The sequence below is a fragment of the Bacillus sp. JJ664 genome (assembly GCF_036962205.1).
GTDB lineage: Bacteria > Bacillota > Bacilli > Bacillales > Bacillaceae_G > Gottfriedia.
Genome location: NZ_JBALMS010000048.1, coordinates 22,115 through 39,413 on the forward strand (window position 1 = coordinate 22,115; position 17,299 = coordinate 39,413).

The 17,299-nt window shown below is 31.6% G+C and carries 18 protein-coding genes; 16 read left to right on the forward strand and 2 right to left on the reverse strand.

The genetic code is table 11. The annotated features are described in order from the left end of the window. Positions 1-195 precede the first annotated feature (195 nt). Entirely contained in the window at positions 196-909 is a 714-nt protein-coding gene (locus tag V7056_RS08535; protein WP_499701046.1) for a class I SAM-dependent methyltransferase, read from the forward strand. Positions 910-981: 72 nt separating this feature from the next. Here V7056_RS08535 and V7056_RS08540 read toward each other — a convergent pair whose 3' ends face one another. Further along, complete coding sequence (locus V7056_RS08540) at positions 982-2,232, reverse strand: MFS transporter (RefSeq protein WP_499701048.1); 1,251 nt, start codon at positions 2,230-2,232, stop codon at positions 982-984. A 431-nt stretch (positions 2,233-2,663) separates the two neighbouring features. On the opposite strand from V7056_RS08540, the gene V7056_RS08545 reads away from it, so the two are divergent. The 11 genes from V7056_RS08545 to V7056_RS08595 all read left to right on the forward strand — a co-directional run bounded on the left by V7056_RS08545 (position 2,664) and on the right by V7056_RS08595 (position 13,342). Then, positions 2,664-3,038 (forward strand): hypothetical protein, encoded by a 375-nt coding sequence (locus V7056_RS08545; protein WP_499701049.1) that lies wholly within the window; start codon positions 2,664-2,666, stop codon positions 3,036-3,038. A 205-nt stretch (positions 3,039-3,243) separates the two neighbouring features. Beyond that, entirely contained in the window at positions 3,244-3,528 is a 285-nt protein-coding gene (locus V7056_RS08550; protein WP_499701051.1) for a hypothetical protein, read from the forward strand. Positions 3,529-3,540: 12 nt separating this feature from the next. Beyond that, positions 3,541-4,500: an efflux RND transporter periplasmic adaptor subunit gene (locus tag V7056_RS08555; RefSeq protein WP_499701053.1), complete on the forward strand. Its 960-nt coding sequence runs from the start codon at positions 3,541-3,543 to the stop codon at positions 4,498-4,500. A 22-nt stretch (positions 4,501-4,522) separates the two neighbouring features. Continuing rightward, positions 4,523-5,227, forward strand: a complete 705-nt coding sequence (locus V7056_RS08560; RefSeq protein ID WP_499701076.1) for an ABC transporter ATP-binding protein — start codon at positions 4,523-4,525, stop codon at positions 5,225-5,227. Then, positions 5,187-6,350 carry an ABC transporter permease gene (locus V7056_RS08565; RefSeq protein WP_499701078.1) on the forward strand — a complete coding sequence of 388 codons (1,164 nt, stop codon included), beginning with the start codon at positions 5,187-5,189 and terminating at the stop codon, positions 6,348-6,350. The genes V7056_RS08560 and V7056_RS08565 overlap by 41 nt, the downstream gene beginning before the upstream one ends. 61 nt (positions 6,351-6,411) lie before the next feature. Next, on the forward strand, positions 6,412-7,083 hold the full coding sequence (locus tag V7056_RS08570) for a response regulator transcription factor (protein WP_499701055.1): 672 nt from the start codon (positions 6,412-6,414) through the stop codon (positions 7,081-7,083). A gap of 7 nt (positions 7,084-7,090) precedes the next feature. Next, the gene (locus V7056_RS08575) at positions 7,091-8,317 is read left to right on the forward strand and encodes a sensor histidine kinase (protein ID WP_499701056.1); all 1,227 of its coding nucleotides are present in this window, start codon (positions 7,091-7,093) and stop codon (positions 8,315-8,317) included. 256 nt (positions 8,318-8,573) lie between these two features. Next, positions 8,574-9,560, forward strand: coding sequence for a sugar-binding protein (locus V7056_RS08580; protein ID WP_499701058.1), 987 nt, complete (start codon positions 8,574-8,576; stop codon positions 9,558-9,560). Next, the gene (locus tag V7056_RS08585; protein WP_499701060.1) at positions 9,557-10,972 is read left to right on the forward strand and encodes a sensor histidine kinase; all 1,416 of its coding nucleotides are present in this window, start codon (positions 9,557-9,559) and stop codon (positions 10,970-10,972) included. The genes V7056_RS08580 and V7056_RS08585 overlap by 4 nt, the downstream gene beginning before the upstream one ends. 17 nt (positions 10,973-10,989) lie before the next feature. After that, positions 10,990-12,534 carry a response regulator transcription factor gene (locus V7056_RS08590; protein ID WP_499701062.1) on the forward strand — a complete coding sequence of 515 codons (1,545 nt, stop codon included), beginning with the start codon at positions 10,990-10,992 and terminating at the stop codon, positions 12,532-12,534. Positions 12,535-13,171: 637 nt separating this feature from the next. Next, positions 13,172-13,342: a hypothetical protein gene (locus V7056_RS08595; RefSeq protein WP_499701064.1), complete on the forward strand. Its 171-nt coding sequence runs from the start codon at positions 13,172-13,174 to the stop codon at positions 13,340-13,342. Between the two features lie 510 nt (positions 13,343-13,852). On the opposite strand, the gene V7056_RS08600 is transcribed toward V7056_RS08595, so the two are convergent. Beyond that, positions 13,853-14,521, reverse strand: coding sequence for a GGDEF domain-containing protein (locus tag V7056_RS08600; RefSeq protein ID WP_499701066.1), 669 nt, complete (start codon positions 14,519-14,521; stop codon positions 13,853-13,855). A 702-nt stretch (positions 14,522-15,223) separates the two neighbouring features. Between V7056_RS08600 and V7056_RS08605 the strand changes: the two genes are divergently transcribed. From V7056_RS08605 to V7056_RS08620, 4 genes are all read left to right on the forward strand, one after another. Continuing rightward, positions 15,224-15,463: a hypothetical protein gene (locus V7056_RS08605; RefSeq protein ID WP_499701068.1), complete on the forward strand. Its 240-nt coding sequence runs from the start codon at positions 15,224-15,226 to the stop codon at positions 15,461-15,463. Between the two features lie 38 nt (positions 15,464-15,501). Then, a complete protein-coding gene (locus tag V7056_RS08610) occupies positions 15,502-15,663 on the forward strand; it encodes a hypothetical protein (RefSeq protein WP_499701071.1) in 162 nt (53 codons plus the stop codon). Positions 15,664-16,510: 847 nt separating this feature from the next. Then, entirely contained in the window at positions 16,511-16,981 is a 471-nt protein-coding gene (locus V7056_RS08615) for an NUDIX hydrolase (RefSeq protein WP_499701073.1), read from the forward strand. Between the two features lie 68 nt (positions 16,982-17,049). Continuing rightward, positions 17,050-17,299 (forward strand): hypothetical protein (locus V7056_RS08620; RefSeq protein ID WP_499701075.1); only part of this gene is annotated, 250 nt, incomplete at its 3' end.

Below are 17,299 nucleotides of genomic sequence, written 5' to 3' on the forward strand. Positions count from 1 at the left end.
TTAACATGCTATGAAATTCCTGTAGAGCACTTACGCGAAGAGGATGAAAAGTAAGACCAGTTTAATAAGCATAAAAAAATCATAATATCCCCGAAAAGAGAGTTTGTTAAAGAGCTCTCTTTTTTATTGCAATTCGAATCATGATATAGTAATGATTGTCGAATAGAAGATACTGACGTATAAGGAGGAATGTAATTGAAAAAACAAGTTATTGATTCTTTTAACCAATTATCTGTTGCTTATGAAAATACAGTTGACCACGAAAGCCCATATAATACGCATTATGAAAGACCTGCGATGATGTTAGAATTAGATCAGAATCTCGATAATTATCAAATTTTAGATGCTGGTTGTGCGGCAGGCTGGTACACTGATGCCCTATTAAAAAGAGGAGCCACAGTGACTGCAATTGATATAAGTCAAAGTATGGTTGAAGCTGCAAAACGAAGAGTTGGAAATAATGCAAACATATTATGCCATGATTTAGAGGACACACTTCCATTCCAAAATGAAACATTTCATATCATTATTAGTTCTTTAACCCTACATTACATAAAGGATTGGAATTCAGTATTTAAAGAGTTTAAGCGAGTACTAAAGCCGAATGGAATATTATTGTTCTCAATTCATCATCCATTTTCAGATTACACTATTTTTAAAAGTGAAAATTATTTTTCAAAAGAGTTACTTACTGATGAGTGGATGAAAGCAGGCAAAGAAATTGAAGTCGTTTTTTATAGAAGACCACTACATGAAATCATCCAATCAACCGTAAATCACTTTACGCTATCTTCTCTCATCGAACCACAACCTATACCTGAACTGAAGAATATAAATCCAAAAGCTTATCTTACATTATCAAAGGAACCTAGATTCTTAATGATAAAAGCAGTTAAGAACAATAAATAAATAAATTAATGAAAAAAAGGAGTTCTTAAGTAGAACTCCTCTTTTTGGAAATAATAGAATTTATAAATGATGTTACATTGAAATTCTATCTCGCTTATAATCTAATTGTTTTGATTGAGTCATTCTATATGCCATTATGCCAAATAGAACACCTGCAAGACCTCTAAATATTGTGGAAATAATCATTGCAAAATTCATGCTATAAGATTCAAGTAAAAATACCCCAACTTGCGGTGCTATAAATGCAATAATTGAGAGCAAAAAATTATAGTTGGCAATATAGGAAGTACGATGGTCTTCTTCAGTTGCATCTAATAAACTATTAAATAGAATTAAAACAGTTCCGGATACAAAAAAGCCCGAAAAGAAGTTAACGATAAATAAGTAAATAAAATTAGTTGAAAGAATGTTTAAAATTGGTGCTGTAGCCATACCAATTGAGATCCAAATTAATAGTTGAGTGTTACTATAGCGATTTGCCATTTTTGCCCACCATGGGTAACTAACAATTTGTGATAATTGATTACTTACAGTAAACAAACTAACCCAGAACGCAGTTGCATGTGCAATTCGAATTTGATAAATCGAAAAGAGTGACCATGCCATTTGCCAAGCAAAGTTAAAGAATAGCGCACAAATCAAAAAAGTTACATACGGTTTGTATTGAAAAAGATGCTTAGAAAAAGGTGAATAGTGCTCCGTAAGTTGAAGATTTGTCTTCTCTTCTTTATGTTTCAAAATATAGTATAGCTCAAACATCCCAAAAATAAATGCAACTAAAAATAGTAATTGATAAGGAAGTGCATTAGAAGAGTGATAGGCTTTCATGCATAATCCTACAATTAGTGTTGCAATCATGCCGATTAATGTAAGAACCTTATTTCGTTGACCAAAAAATAGATTTCTTCGTTCTGCGGGTATTAAATCTCCGATAAAAGCCTGCCAACTTAAATTCATAAACGTTCCTGGCAAATTCATGGTTGCAATTAAAATGACAAAAAACCAGGCAATATGATCTGATTTTATAAATGGAAGAAATACCATTAAAAGAAGAAACAAGCGCGTAAATAGAATGGAGTAAGCTGTAAATTTTCTTTTTTCTTCAAGCTTATTAACAATAAAAGCAGCCGGAAGCATTGCAGCCATTCCTACAATTGAAGGCAAAGAAGAGATTAAACTAACTTGATAATTAGAAGCACCTAAAATAACAATTGCAAACAAAATAAAATAATTATTAGATAAGCTAAGTGCAATCGTTTGTGCAGCCCCGTTTTTTATACTCTGGGATTCGTTATGAAGAACGTCCTGTTTACTGTAAATCAACTGATTTTCCTTCTTCCTTTATTAATGTTATTAAATGAGTTCGAATACTGTAAATTTTAAGTTGTTTAGTTGATTTTAAATTTTTAAATAATTCATATGAACAATAGCATATTTATGATGAAATATCTATGGATAAAACCAAAGTTTTTTGTCTAAAATTATCCATCAATTTTTTAAAAAAAGGTTATGAAAAAAAGTACTTAAAAATTGCATTTATACATAAAATTGACTAAACTAATATAATCTTTGTTTGCAAAAATAAAAGATAGTTCTTTTAAACCCATTAAATATTGGAAAGTACATTTTTAAATAGTTAAGCCATACTATTATTAGAGTTGACGTTTAGATAATTCATTATTTTAAACGTCAATTTTTTATTGTAGATATGTTGATTTATACATAATTAAGTTTACAACAAGGAGAAGAGACATATGTTTACACCAGTTTATAAAGTGAATGAGCAGGGAGAAATTTACTTAAGCACAAATAGTTTTTCAGTATCATACGATCAATTTAAAGAAGATGAAATGGGTAACGCATATGTAATTGTAAAAAGTGGAGAAGAACCAATCATAAAAGTTAAACTTCTTCTACATAATATTGGAAATGCTAGAACACAAGAACTTGAAGTAAAAAACAAATCCGGACTAGGATTAGTTGAAATTCGACTACTGCATGTGAAAATAAAAAAGTTTAAAAATGGATGGGGCGCAAAGATTCAATTACAAAATGGTGAATTGACTATTAAAGGGGATATCCCGAAACACGTAAAAATACAAGTAGTTCGGAAAGTAAAACTGAGTTAAGAAAGAAGCTATTAAAAATAGCTTCTTTTTTTTTGTCTACTTTTATGCAGTTATTTTTGTTTCAGAGAGATTCACAATAAAGAAAAATTGAGAATCAAGCAATCTAGAGCGGAAATTTAAAATTATTATTAGCTAAGACAATCTTAAGTAAAAATTAAGGAATCTATTACATAATGCAATTAATCAATTAAAAGGAGTGTTATGTATGCAAAACATGGAAACAAATGAGATTACACAAAAGTTGAATAAATTGGAGAAAAAAACAAGAAATAAATCAAGTTTAGAGATGAACCCTAAATTACTTTCAATCTTATTAATAGTTAATTTAGTGATTGGTATTTTTAGTTTAGCTGGAATTGGATATTTAAGCTTTAAAGACATGAATCGTAATCAAATGATCCGAACAAACTTCCCTAATGGTGGTAACTTCAATGCTCCTAATGGTGATATGTTCAATCAACAAAATCAAGGACAACCATCAAATAACTAAGGGGGAGAAAAAATGAAAAAGTGGATAATCGGAATATTAGTGATTATTATTTGTGCGGGCACTGGCGGATATTTTTATTTAAAACCAAAGGCACAAGAAACTTCAACAATTACAAGAACACAGGTAGCACAAAAAGGTACATTAGAAGTAAAAGTAAGTGGATCAGGGTCGATCGCAGCAACGAATAGTGAAGATCTGATGTCAGAAACAAATTCTGAAGTTGATGAAATTCTTGTTTCAAAAAATGAAACAGTTGAAGAGGGAGATGAGCTAATCAGTTTTACTGATGGTAGCGATTCAATTGAAGCTCCATTTTCAGGAACAATCACTTCTATTGCAGTTGAAGAAGGAGATATGGTGAATCAAGGGACAGTTGTCATGCATATTACAGATTATAAAAATTTAGAAACAACAATTGGTGTTGATGAACTAGATATCGCAAAAGTAAAAGTTGGACAAAGTGTAACGGTTGATGTAAGTGCTTTTCCAGATACAACATATAAAGGGAAAGTTAGTGAGGTCTCTAAAGAGGGAGAAGTTTCAAATGGCGTTTCTACTTTCAATGTAAAAGTTAAACTTAATAATTCAAATAATTTAAAAGTAGGCATGACGACAGAATCTGCTGTCTTAGTTCAAAAGAAAGAAAATGTAACATATGTTCCAGTTGAAGCAATTAATACGAGTAATAATGTAAAATACGTTATCGTAAATAATACTTCTTCTTCGAATTCAGAAGAACAAGCAACTACAAGTACAGTTGAAGTTAAAACCGGAATTACAAATGAAAACTACGTTGAAATTGTATCAGGTATTCAAGCTGGCCAGCAGGTCGTATTACCACAAATTCAATCATCTAATTCGAATAACTTTGGACCAGGTGGCGGATTCCAAATGGGTGGAAACTTTTCGGGACCAAATGGACAAGGTAGTCAAAGAATGATGATCCGTGGCGGTGATAACAGTGGAAAGTAAGGATTTAATCCAAATAACAGATATGAACAGATATTATGAATTTGGTGGAGAAACGCTTCAAGTGTTAAAGAATGTTTCAATAACCATCAATAAAGGAGATTTCGTAGCAATCGTAGGACCTTCAGGCTCGGGAAAATCAACCTTTATGAATATGATTGGTTGTTTAGACCAGCCAGATTCAGGGAGTTATTTATTTGATGGAGAAGCAATTGAGGACATGAATGATAGAGAATTAGCTCTTATTCGTAATCAAAAAATTGGATTTATCTTTCAAAACTTTAATCTATTAACTAAATTAAGTGCATTAGAAAACGTCGAATTACCTTTAAGTTATAGAGGACTTTCCCAAAAAGATCGAACAAATATGGCAATTCAAGTTTTAAGAGAAGTTGGGTTGGAAGAGAGAATGCATCATCTTCCATCACAGCTTTCAGGTGGTCAGCAACAAAGGGTAGCTATTGCAAGGGCGCTTGCAGGTAGACCAGATATTTTATTAGCAGATGAACCAACTGGAGCATTGGATCAAAAGACAGGTAGAGAAATATTAGATTTAATGAAAAAACTTCATAAAGAGGGACATACGATTATTCTCATCACACATGACGAAAAAATAGCGATGGAAGCTTCTAGGGTCTTAAGAATTGAGGACGGATGCCTAAGTGAGGAAGGAGGAATGCCACTTGGGAATGTCACAATTAATCAAAATGGCAGTAAAAAGTATAGTTAGTAATAAACTAAGAGCCTTTTTAACAATGTTGGGTATGATTATAGGGGTTTCTTCAGTGATTATTTTGGTATCAATCAGCCAAGGATCTAGTAAGCAAATTTCGGATCAAATTGGTGAACTTGGTACAAATTTATTAACTGTAAATTTCTATAATACAGATTCAACTTCATTTAAAGAGAAAGATATAACAACATTAAAAGATTTAAATAGTGTAAAAGAAGTAGCACCAGTTGTATCTGGACGAGTTACAGTCAAAAATGGAAAGACTTCTTCAGAAGTTTCTGTCACTGGTACTACGAGCTCTTATCAAGATGTAAGAAATGTTAAAGTAAGCTCAGGACGATTTTTTACAGATTTTGATAATGAGGAGAGGTTAAAAACTACTATTTTAGGTTCAGATACGGCGACAACATTATTTGGACTGTCAAATCCGATTGGAGAGTCAGTACAAATAAATGGAACTTCATATAAAGTAGTTGGCGTTCTTGAATCAAGCGGTAGCTCATTAGGACAAAGTGGTGATAATATTGTGTTACTTCCAATTAAAGTAGCACAGAGATTACTTCAAAATACAACAATCACTTCAATTTATGTTCAAGCTCAAAATGAAAATGTGGTAAACTTTTCAAAAGTTAGTATAGAAAGCGCTCTATCAGTGTTATTTGGTGGTAGCCAAGATAATTTTAGTGTTACAAATCAACAAGATGTCATTGACACTGTTAGCACGGTATCAAATACAATGTCAATTATGTTAGGTGGAATTGCATGTATTTCATTGATTGTTGGTGGGATTGGTATTATGAACATTATGTTAGTTTCAGTTTCAGAGAGAACAAAAGAAATAGGAATTAGAAAAGCAATTGGTGCTCAAAAAATTGATATTTTGCTACAATTTTTAATTGAATCCATCGTATTAAGTTCGTTTGGTGGTATGATAGGAGTAGGTTTAGGTGTAAGCCTGGCGAAGATCTATTCATTGATTTCAGGAACAGCCATTTCTTTCTCAGTTCCTGTCATCGTTTTATCATTTACGTTCTCTTTATTGGTTGGGGTGATTTTCGGTGTATTCCCAGCATATAAAGCTTCTAATATGAGACCGATTCAAGCATTACGATTTGAGTAAATAATGAAATGAAGCGTAACCATTTGGAGCGCTTCTTTTTTAGCATTATGGAGGAAGAGAAATGAAGATATTGGTCGTCGAAGATCATGAGGAAGTTTTAACATCCATTGTCGAGTTATTATCGACTGATTTTTCAGTTGATTCGGCTTTAGATGGTGACGAAGGATTATTTTTAGCAATGCAAAATATATATGATGTGATTGTATTAGATGTGATGTTACCAAATAAAAATGGATTTGAGATTGTAAAGGATTTGCGAGAAGAAGGTATACATACACCGATTTTATTTTTGACTGCTAAGGATGCTCTTGAGGATCGTGTAGAAGGCTTGAATTTAGGTGCAGATGATTATTTAGTTAAGCCATTTCAAGGACCAGAATTACTTGCTCGCATTTACGCTCTATTAAGAAGAAGCGGAAAATTATCAATTGATAGTTCATTAAAATATGAAGGTATTGTATTAAAAGGGAAGGAACATCCAGTTGAAGTAAATGGAGAAACGATTCACTTAACAATTAAGCAATTTGAAATATTAGAGTACTTAGTTCAAAATCAAGGTAAGATTTTAATGAAGGAGCAAATTTTTGATAGAGTTTGGGGATTTGACTCTGATACAACCGTCGCAATCGTTGAAGTATACGTACATCAGCTTCGTAAAAAGTTAGAGCCATTCAATTATGGTACTGCCATAAAAACAGTAAGAGGTATTGGATATATTATGAAAGAAGATTAGGTGAATTATGTTTAAGAAAACAAAAATTCGGTTAACAATCATAAATTCAGTTGTATTTAGCCTATTGATTGGAATACTGTCCGTCATTATCTTTACATATACAAATACACGTTTATACAAGGATGTTGACCAATCTTTATTATGGACAATCGAGCGGATTCAAAAAAGTGATAATCCTGCTGGGTTGCAAATTGCGAATCGAGACCCTAGGTTATTAATGATCATGTGGGATGAGAAAAAACAGCGCACTAATCCGTTGCCAGGTGCAAATGCAATTTTTTTAGAAGAGGAACTGAAATATCCTAAAAAAATCAATGAGCTATATGATGATAAAGTAGGAAACATGAACTACCGAACGATTTCTATTCAAGGTGATACTAGGCACGGAAAAGTAACACTTCAGCTTCTACGAAATATAGATTCTGAAAAAGAGCTATTAGACACCTTGTTAATTATCTTAATTGTTGGATGGGTCATTGGTAGTATTTTGTCTGTGATCGCAGGAAACATTTTAGCCGAACGTGCACTAATTCCCATTAAAAACGCATGGCAAAAACAACAAGAATTTGTTTCAGATGCATCCCATGAAATAAGAACACCACTAACGGTTATTCAATCTAGACTAGAGCTAATATTAAGAAGCCCTAATGCTACAATAGAAGAAAAAGCACAAGACTTCTCGATACTATTAAAAGAAAATAGAAGACTATCTAAACTTGTAGCAAGCCTGTTAACTTTAGCTAGATCAGATTCAGGTCAAATTCAGTTGAATAGAAAAATGTTTTCCCTGAATGAACTATTAGAGGAAGTTATTTCTCACTTCTCTGAAATTGTCTCATTTCAAAATAAAGAAATTTCATTATTAATCAGTAATACCCATTTTTATTATGGTGACCAAGAACGAATACATCAGTTACTTGTCATTCTAATAGATAATGCTTTAAAGTTTACAAAAGAAAATGATTCGATTCAAATTAGCTGCGAACAAATAAAGAACCATATTGTTTTAAAAGTTCAAGATAGTGGAGTTGGAATCAAAGAAGAAAACAAACCAAGGATATTTGACCGATTTTTCCAAGAAGATGAATCACGGACGTCTAAATCCGGTATTGGTTTAGGATTGTCTATAGCTAAGTGGATTGTAGAGGAACATAATGGAAAGATTCGGGTGCACAGTAAAAAGGATGAAGGCACAACCTTTGAAATTAGCTTACCGATTTATTCATCTAAATAATGTAATATAGCGTTATTTCTTAGGAAATATTGTAGAAAAAGAAGGAAATCGTCATAAAAGAATGTCAAATTCACCTAAAAAAGTACACTTGTAGTGTGCTTTTTTGTTTAAGCTGGCAAGTTAAAATTATATTGTATTTTTAACAAAATGTTATGTATTCATGTGATTGTCCAAGGAAAACATAGTCTACAAAATAATAATATATTGTAAACGTATTCATTAATGAATAAGATAGAAATATAAGGTGGGAGAAAAAATGAAATTCGATAAATGGATTTTAAGTTTTACGATATTGCTAATATTGTTTATCTATGTTCTTCTAAGATATGAAGCTAGCTCTAATCAAATTGAGCGTGCAATAGAGTCTTTGTCTATAAGTGAAGATAAGAAGGTTGGAAAAAAGCATTTTATATTAATTGGTCAAGAATATGACAATCCATATTGGAAAAGTGTTAATAAAGGTGCAAAAGATAGTGCGAAAAAATACGATATTAATATAGAATATGTTGCTCCACTTCGAACGAGTGTAGATGAGCAATTAAAACTTTTAGAAAAAGCGGTTGCTTCGAAGGTTGATGGAATCATTGTGCAAAGTATAGATAATCAAAAGTTTACACCTATTATTAATCAAGCAATTTCGAAAAATATCCCTGTCATTACGATTGATACGGATGCACCAGATAGTTTAAGAAAATCATATATTGGTACTGATAATTATAAAGCAGGCATTCAATTAGGACAAACAGTTGCTCAAATGACGAATGGGAAAGGCAATATTGGCATTATTATAGGTAGTGAAACCTCTGAAAGCCAAAAAATGAGGTTGAATGGCTTATTAAATGTGATCAATCAATATCCGAATCTGCATGTGGTCGATAGGTCTAGTTCGAATATTTCGAAAATACAGGCATCGCTTCAAGCTGAGCGCATGCTACGTAAATATGACAATATCAATATAATGGTTGGAATTAGTGCCTTAGATGCAATTGGAATTTCAAATGCAACAAACAATGTATTTGACCGTGAAATCCAAATTTATGGATTTGATGGTTTAGAGGAAACAATGAAAGGGATTATTGATCATAAAATTAAAGCTACAATTGTCCAAAAGCCATATGATATGGGATATAAAGGTGTGGAATTGCTCTATAAAGCAATACATGGAGAGCAAATTGTTAAAATTAATCATACGCCAACCGAGGTCATTACTAGTGATAATGTCCTTCAGGAGGTAAGGCATTGAAAATACGTACTAAGCTATTTATATTTATACCAATCATTGTTTTGCTATTAAATCTTGTTTCATTTTTTATTTTTGAAAGCGGAAAAAAAGTGCAAGAAAGCTATAATCTGATGATTGATAAAATTTATATTTATAAACAAATCTCAAATGAGACAGATAAGAATTTACGATTCTTAAGTAGCTACATCATTTATCAGGATTCAAAAAACTATAAATTATTAATCAACCATAAGGAAAAATTGAAACATTTAAAAAACCAATTAATGAAACAAAGTGTTAAAAAAAATAATGAACTGATTATAGAAAACTATTACTATACTCTAAATTCATTTTTGGAAGAAGAAGACAGCATTACAAATAGTCTCATTCAAAAAAATTATTCGAATTATGTTGAACAGTATAAGGAAGTAGAAAAGATTGCTTCATTTATCAAAGAGGATAGTCAAAATCTAGTTGATATTGAATTAAATACATATTATCCAATTTATAATAATGTCGTTAAATATACGAATTCTATGAATAAACTTGGCGTTATGTTATTTATTATTACAACAATTATGAGTATCGTTTTTGCGATCTGGTTGTCTAGAAGTATCATTCTGCCAATCAATAAGCTCATTTATATGGCGAAACAAATTGGTAAAGGGAATTTTGAGGTCGGTCCATTTACTACGTCATCGAAGGATGAAGTTGGAATTCTAGGTGAGATATTTAATGAAATGATGCATAATTTAAAAATTCTAATGTCAAAAAATTTAGAAATAGTTGAAAAAGACCGTCTAGTTAAGGAACTTGAGTTAAAAGCTCTTCAAAGTCAAATTAATCCTCATTTTTTATTTAATACTTTAAATGTTATTTCAAAATTGGCTTATATAGAAGGAGCAGAACAAACGAGTGATTTAACAATTTCTACTTCTAATTTATTGAGATATAATCTTCGGAAACTTGACGAGGCCGTAACGATTTCAGATGAAATTTTAAATGCTAAAGAATATTTCTCAATTCAAAAAGCTAGATTTCGGGATCGAGTAAGTTTTGAGATTCATGTTGATGATGAATGTTTAGAACAATTAATTCCATGTTTATCAATCCAACCATTACTTGAAAATGCTTTTATTCACGGAATCGAGCACATGGAAAAAGGTGCTGTCATTGGTTTAGAAATAAAAAAATCTGCTGATGTGATCATCATAACCGTTTACGATAACGGAAGAGGAATGACCGAGGAAGTTAAATACAGTTTGTTAAATACAACAAATACATTACATGAAAAAAGAAAATCAACTGGCCTAGGTACAATCAATGTATTTAAACGCTTAGAATTATATTATGGAAAAGAAGATATAGTGAAAATAGAGAGCAAAATTAATGAAGGAACTAAAATTATATTAACGATACCATGCAGTTTGTAACGAAAGGAGGAAGCATAATGTACCGATTGTTAATCGCAGATGATGAACCTTTAGAAAGAGAAGGGTTAGAGCTTACGATTAAAAAGGGATTACCTGAATTATTTAAAATTGATCACGCTGAAAATGGACGAGTTGCAATAGAGTGTACTGAAAAAAACCACTATGATATTATCTTTATGGATATAAAAATGCCCGGTATTCAAGGACTAGAAGCAGTGGAAGTAATTAGAAAAAAATTACCTTTAGCTAAAATAATTATTGTATCTGCATATGATTATTTTTCATATGCTAAGGCTGCAATTTCATTGGGAGTAAAGGATTATATTTTAAAGCCTGCAAAGAGAGATCATATTATCTCCTTATTAAAGGGATTAATTGCAGAAATTGAACATGATCATCAAAAAAGAGTCGAGGAATTACATCATATTGAAATGCTCTCGCACTTTAGACCATTAACAGAAAATGAATTGTCTTTAATGATTATGTTAAATACGATTCAGGATATTAGCCCCGATGAAATGACTAATTTACTAGACTTCAAAGTAGAGTACGGCTTTAGTAAAGTTGTATGTATCGATTCTCATGACCTTTTACAAGATTTAGATTTAAAAAGAATATATGAATGTGTCAAGCACTATATGAAGTCGGATAATAACTGTATCGTTAGCCCAATAGTTGAAGGGAAAATTGCTATTTTTGAGTCAATTGAATTAAATAGATTGCACCTAATTCAAGAAATCGAAATAAAAAATGGTGCAAAAAAATTAAAAGAATATGTTCAAAAACAAACAGGCTACTCTATCCGATGTGAAGTTGGATCCATCCAAAAAGGGATTGAAGGTTGGAGAAAATCGTATTTTGAAGCAATGTATTTATTTAATGCAGGTTTAAACGAGGTTTCAGAAACCAAACTTTCATCAAAATTTGTAAAGATTACAAATGATGAATTACTAGCAATCAGTAGCGCCGTTAACATGCTTGACTTGGACTTATCACTTGAACAATTTAGTCGAATTTATGACCGATTAACACTGGAACTAAACTTAGATATAAAGCAATTGAAAGCAGAATTGATTATTTTATTTAATCACTTGGAACAGCTCCTTCAACAGCAAAACTATCAAGTAAATACATTTGAATTTCCAGATATTGACGAAGTAGGCCTAATAAAAAAAGTATCTGAACAGCAAATGATTAAGTTCATCCAAATCATGAGTAAAGAAAAAGAAACAAGGATTAACCATTTTGTCGAACTTGCAAAGGCTTATATTTACGAGAATTATCGTGAAGACATCTCGCTCGTACAAATCGCAAACCATGTAAACCTAAATTCGTTCTACTTTAGCAAAATGTTTAAAAAGAAAACCGGTGAAACATTTAGTGATTTTGTGATGAAGGTACGAATTGAACAAGCGAAGAAGCTAATGCAAGATGACCGATTGAACTTAAAAGAAATTAGTTATGAAGTTGGATATAAGGATCCGAATTATTTTAGTCGGGTGTTTAAGAAGTATGCGAATGAGTCCCCGAAGCAGTATCGGAATAAGTTGATTAATAGGTAAATAGATTTTAGGCGACTCAAGTTTTGGGTCGTTTTTTTTGTTGTGAAGTAGTGATGGTAGCACGTATAAATTATCGTTGGATTAATAGAAAAAGAATATAGTAAAACTCAAGTAAATCTGAAACAATATTTGGACTAAGCGTTTTTTAAGGATTAAATCTAACTAGCTTTCCTATAATATGTGAAGTCTATCACTTAAACTAAATGGCAGTATAGTTTAAGTGAAAAGATTCACATATAGGGGCGTGGTTTTATGATTAATGGGGACTTTTTCGAGCAACATTGTATTTTCTATTTTGATAATACTTTTGTATTATAGAAGCGTTTATATCAGGACTCTTAGCATTACCATGATAGTGGTGAAAAATGTAAACTAAGAGATCCTGCTTTTCCATGATTTTTTGGGAAAAGTTGCAGAAGTTACTTACAACTTTTTTATAGCAGGAATATAGTATTAGAAGATTCCTCTGATTTTAAGTGTGTAGAGAAAATATTAACGCTTCTTACACAAAAATAACGGTTCTTAAATAAAAATAACATTCCAAAACCGAAGGTTTCCTGATCCGATTCAGCAGACCTTCGGTCTTTGTTTGCCTGAAAAAGAGGGGGAGAAAGGCGAGAAAAGTAGGTGGAAAAGCATGAGAAAGCAAGCAACGAAAGGGATTTACAAAGAAAAAGGAGAAAGAAAAAGCTGGAGCAAAAGTGGGAAAGAAAGCAGGAAAAACGATTTCTTATCCCTTAAATCTACTACCGTTATTATTCTTTCTGATTCAGTGAAAAATCGTTACACAAATGATGAAAAAGCGTGAAAAAAGCGGGAACGTTATTATTCTATAAGGAAAAATGGGAAAGGGTGAGGAAAGGGCGTGAGCCTTAGAGGGAGAAGAGATTGAGGAAGAAAGGGGGGAGTGGAGCGGGGGAACGGTATTATTTTATGGGGACATAGTAGATGAACATGAAGAATATCAACCAGGTACGCTGACTGTGAATGTCAAAAATGTAAATGCGGTAATGGATGGTAAACCATTAAATGTGTATATTAGAAAGGGTTTAGAAGCCGAAGGTTTTAAAGATGTTTGGTTGAGTTACGGAAATGTTCAATGGATGACGATACACTAAGAAAGACATTTGGTGTCTCCAAGCAATTAACGCATCATTGTATAAAAGATTGAGGAAAAGCAAGAGAGTAAAGGTCGAATAGTGTACCGTAGGTACGCCATTCGATCTTTTTTTGTGAATTGAAAGGGGAAAGCGTGCGAAAAAAATAAGAGCATCTGATATCGATGCCCATTTATTTTTTTACCGTAATGAAACAAACACTATTGTAATTGTGGTTTTGTAACTTTTAATGTGTTTTTAGTTGTTTTACTGTGATACATTTTCTCATCTGCTGTCTTAATTAGCTCGAACAAATCCTTACTATGAATTGGAAAGATAGCCGACCCAATGGAAGCCTGAATAGGTATTTTTACTTGATTAGAAAGGTATCTCAAGTTCTCTTCGAGTCTTTGAAGAACAATTTGCAAACCTACTTCTTCATTGTAATGACCAATCACTAAGAATTCATCACCACCCCAACGAGCAACAATATCACTTTTTCTTGTCGATGCAACGAGTGTTTCAGCAATCTTAGATAAAACCATATCACCATTATGATGACCGTATGTATCATTAATGGTTTTAAAATTATCACAATCTATTACTAAAATAAAAAGTTTACTATTAACCCTCTCTGCTAAGGCTGTAATCTTTTCATATGTATTCATAACAAATCTTCGATTGTAAATACCCGTAAGTTCATCTTTCTCGGAATAAAATCTAACTTTATCATACTGCGTACCAGCCCAATATCCGAACATTATTAAGAATGGATATGAATATAAATCAAGTGGCTCAACGGATTTATCACGTAAATAATAGTAGAAGATGTAAACTGAGTGTAATAAAAACAAGCCTAAACTTCCAAAAATTCTGCCAGTATAATTCATGTTATTCCATCCTTTTGATAGTCTGAAAGACCTAATACTTGCTCGGATTCATTATACCATATATTTCTATATTTAAAATGTGAATTTTTAGAAAAATGAGGATTCGACATGGGTTCAATAATCAGTGTTTTATCGAAAAAAATGCTAAATCACAACTGCAAATTTCTATGATATTTTTTAGGGAAATCTGAATAGAGATATAAGAATACGAGAAGTAGAATTTAGGAATTACCTAATTGTCCCAATGGAAAATTACCGACTCCCCCAAAAAATATCGACTCTTAAATAAAAATAGCATTCCAAAACCGAAGTTTTCCTGATCCAATTCAGCAGACCTTCGGTCTTTTTTTGCTTGAAAAAGAGATGGTGAAAAAAGTCGAGAAAAGCATGAGGAGGAGCATGAAGAAAAGCGAGAGAAAGCAAGTAGCAACAAGGGATTGGGAAAAGAGAAGAAAAAATAGGAGCAAAAGTGAGGGAGAAAGCGGGTAAAGCTGATCCTTAATCCTTAACTCTACTCCTCATTATTTTTTTATCAAAATCTATGCACAGCTTATACACAAATGAGGAAAAAGCATGAAAAAAGTAGGAATGTTATTATTCTTTAAGGAAAAATGGGAAAGGGCGTGAGCCTTAGAGGGAGTAGAGATTGAGGGGGAAAAGGGGGAGGAGCAGGGAATGGTATTAAAATTTGAGGACAACTAGATGAGTGGACCAACAGTGGGTATATTATTAAACGAGAAGTTATCAAACAATGAATTAATGATACTTTATCAAACAATTAAAAGTAAATGCTCAGAATTCGACGAGATTGATTTAAGTTGTAAAGAATATAATTTTCGAATTGATCAAACAAAATTTAATGAAGTTAATTATTATAATCAAGTAGGACTCCCATTTGGAATAGAAATAAACGATTCCCTCGAAGATTTAGACTTAGAATAGCAATTATTCTGGAAGAAAAGTTTAATGGAATAATTGATATGGGAGGGGAACTTCCAATATCCTTAAAAGATGTAGAAGTTGGTACATTATGGAGAGTACGTTATGATTTGGGTAGAGGTAAATTAAGATTTAATGACTTCGTAGACCTTAAATTTTTAAAAAATTGGATACAAAGTTCTGATTTTCGTATGATTACGTGAATATTATATATAGTTTTGTTGTTCAACTAACTGGCGCCAGATAAGCTCATATTTGTTGGATGGTTAGAATTAGAAAAAAGGTTACCCAAAGATTCAAGCATAATGAAAGAGTGCATACTCGATTGTAATCGTGAATATCCAGCTCGTAAATGTGAAGTCTTATGCAACTAACTGGCGCGTTAGTTGATTAATAAGGCAGCCCATGGCTGCTTTTTTAATTTTAGTATTTTGAAATGATAGTTGAAAAAGGGTTAGAAATAAATAGTATAATTTGCTTTGGTTATTGTAGGTCATTATTGTTAAAATTGAGAAAAATACTAAGTTTATTAAAGGGTGTTTGGTTTGATAAAAAAGAAAAAATACAGAATAATAATCACAATAATTTATTTATGCTCCTTTTTAGTCATATTTCCTGTAAGTATTCCGTTGTATGTATTTCTAACATTTCTTACAGACGACCCAAATGCTTCAGTGGATTTTATATTTATTCTTTATTCTATATTCATTAGTATTTTAGGTTCATATTTTTTAAATCTTATTTTTAGACCATTATTATGTGATAAGAATAAGAACGACAAAATAACTTGGTCAATATTTGTAGCACATTTATTCTTAATACCATTGAGTGTCGGTCCTCTTGGAATTTTATTTTTCTGATAAAATGTGGATTATTTAAATTCATACAAACTTTTATTATTTAACTAACGAGAGCGTTAGTTCAATTGTAATTGACTGTTTCGACAGTCTTTTTTTTGTGCTAACTGCCGGTTTAGTTAAATTTTAAAAATTCAATAAATAATATGATATTTATGGTAAAGTTACCTTAATAGTTATAAAGGAGATTACAATGGGTGATTACATACAATATATTAGAAGTTTTGTAGGGAAAAATAAAATAATAATGGTTGCTTCTGGAGTATTTATTATTGATTCAGAAGAACGTGTTCTATTACAACTACGCTCTGATATTAATAAATGGGGATATCCAGGAGGATTCATGGAGCTTGGGGAAAAAGTCGTTGATACAGTAAGAAGAGAAGCATTTGAAGAAACTGGATTAAAATTAGGTAATTTGGAGTTATTGGGTATTTATTCAGGTACTGAACATGAGTGTACATTTCCGAATGGAGATCAAGCTGCAGTATTGAAAATAACTTTTATTTGCAGAGATTATGATGGTGCAATAGATCTTAGTAATGAAGAATCATTAAGTTTAAAATTTTTCCCACTCAGCTCATTACCTGACATCTGGGAAAATCAGAAACCAGAATTTGAAGATTTATTAACAAAACATAACAATAATCCATTTATTAGATAATTATTTAACTAACTGGCGCGTTAGCTTAATAAGAAGTATAAACTTTTTTCTGTGCTTGGAGAGTGAATATGAAAATAAAATGTCTAATGAACAAAGGAAGCTCTGGATTAACCCTTGATAAATATTATCTTGTATTTGGTGGAGAGTATTTATTAGGTGATTCAAAAGAATATATTATTTTTAAAATACAAAATGATTATGGTTCAGTAATTCCTTATCGTGCGGATTTATTTCAAGTAGTTACAAATAACGAGATGAACTACATACACAAAAATGTTGATGGTAAAATTTATGCATTTGATCATCAAAATATTGCTT

What these genes read in the sequence shown, in the direction of transcription:
- V7056_RS08545 (WP_499701049.1), top strand. Translation starts at nt 2,664, where the DNA reads ATGTTTACACCAGTTTATAAAGTGAATGAGCAGGGAGAAATTTACTTA.
- V7056_RS08550 (WP_499701051.1), top strand. Translation starts at nt 3,244, where the DNA reads ATGCAAAACATGGAAACAAATGAGATTACACAAAAGTTGAATAAATTG.
- V7056_RS08555 (WP_499701053.1), top strand. Translation starts at nt 3,541, where the DNA reads ATGAAAAAGTGGATAATCGGAATATTAGTGATTATTATTTGTGCGGGC.
- V7056_RS08560 (WP_499701076.1), top strand. Translation starts at nt 4,523, where the DNA reads ATGAACAGATATTATGAATTTGGTGGAGAAACGCTTCAAGTGTTAAAG.
- V7056_RS08565 (WP_499701078.1), top strand. Translation starts at nt 5,187, where the DNA reads ATGTCACAATTAATCAAAATGGCAGTAAAAAGTATAGTTAGTAATAAA.
- V7056_RS08570 (WP_499701055.1), top strand. Translation starts at nt 6,412, where the DNA reads ATGAAGATATTGGTCGTCGAAGATCATGAGGAAGTTTTAACATCCATT.
- V7056_RS08575 (WP_499701056.1), top strand. Translation starts at nt 7,091, where the DNA reads ATGTTTAAGAAAACAAAAATTCGGTTAACAATCATAAATTCAGTTGTA.
- V7056_RS08580 (WP_499701058.1), top strand. Translation starts at nt 8,574, where the DNA reads ATGAAATTCGATAAATGGATTTTAAGTTTTACGATATTGCTAATATTG.
- V7056_RS08590 (WP_499701062.1), top strand. Translation starts at nt 10,990, where the DNA reads ATGTACCGATTGTTAATCGCAGATGATGAACCTTTAGAAAGAGAAGGG.
- V7056_RS08595 (WP_499701064.1), top strand. Translation starts at nt 13,172, where the DNA reads ATGAGAAAGCAAGCAACGAAAGGGATTTACAAAGAAAAAGGAGAAAGA.
- V7056_RS08600 (WP_499701066.1), bottom strand. Translation starts at nt 14,521, where the DNA reads ATGAATTATACTGGCAGAATTTTTGGAAGTTTAGGCTTGTTTTTATTA.
- V7056_RS08605 (WP_499701068.1), top strand. Translation starts at nt 15,224, where the DNA reads ATGAGTGGACCAACAGTGGGTATATTATTAAACGAGAAGTTATCAAAC.
- V7056_RS08610 (WP_499701071.1), top strand. Translation starts at nt 15,502, where the DNA reads ATGGGAGGGGAACTTCCAATATCCTTAAAAGATGTAGAAGTTGGTACA.
- V7056_RS08615 (WP_499701073.1), top strand. Translation starts at nt 16,511, where the DNA reads ATGGGTGATTACATACAATATATTAGAAGTTTTGTAGGGAAAAATAAA.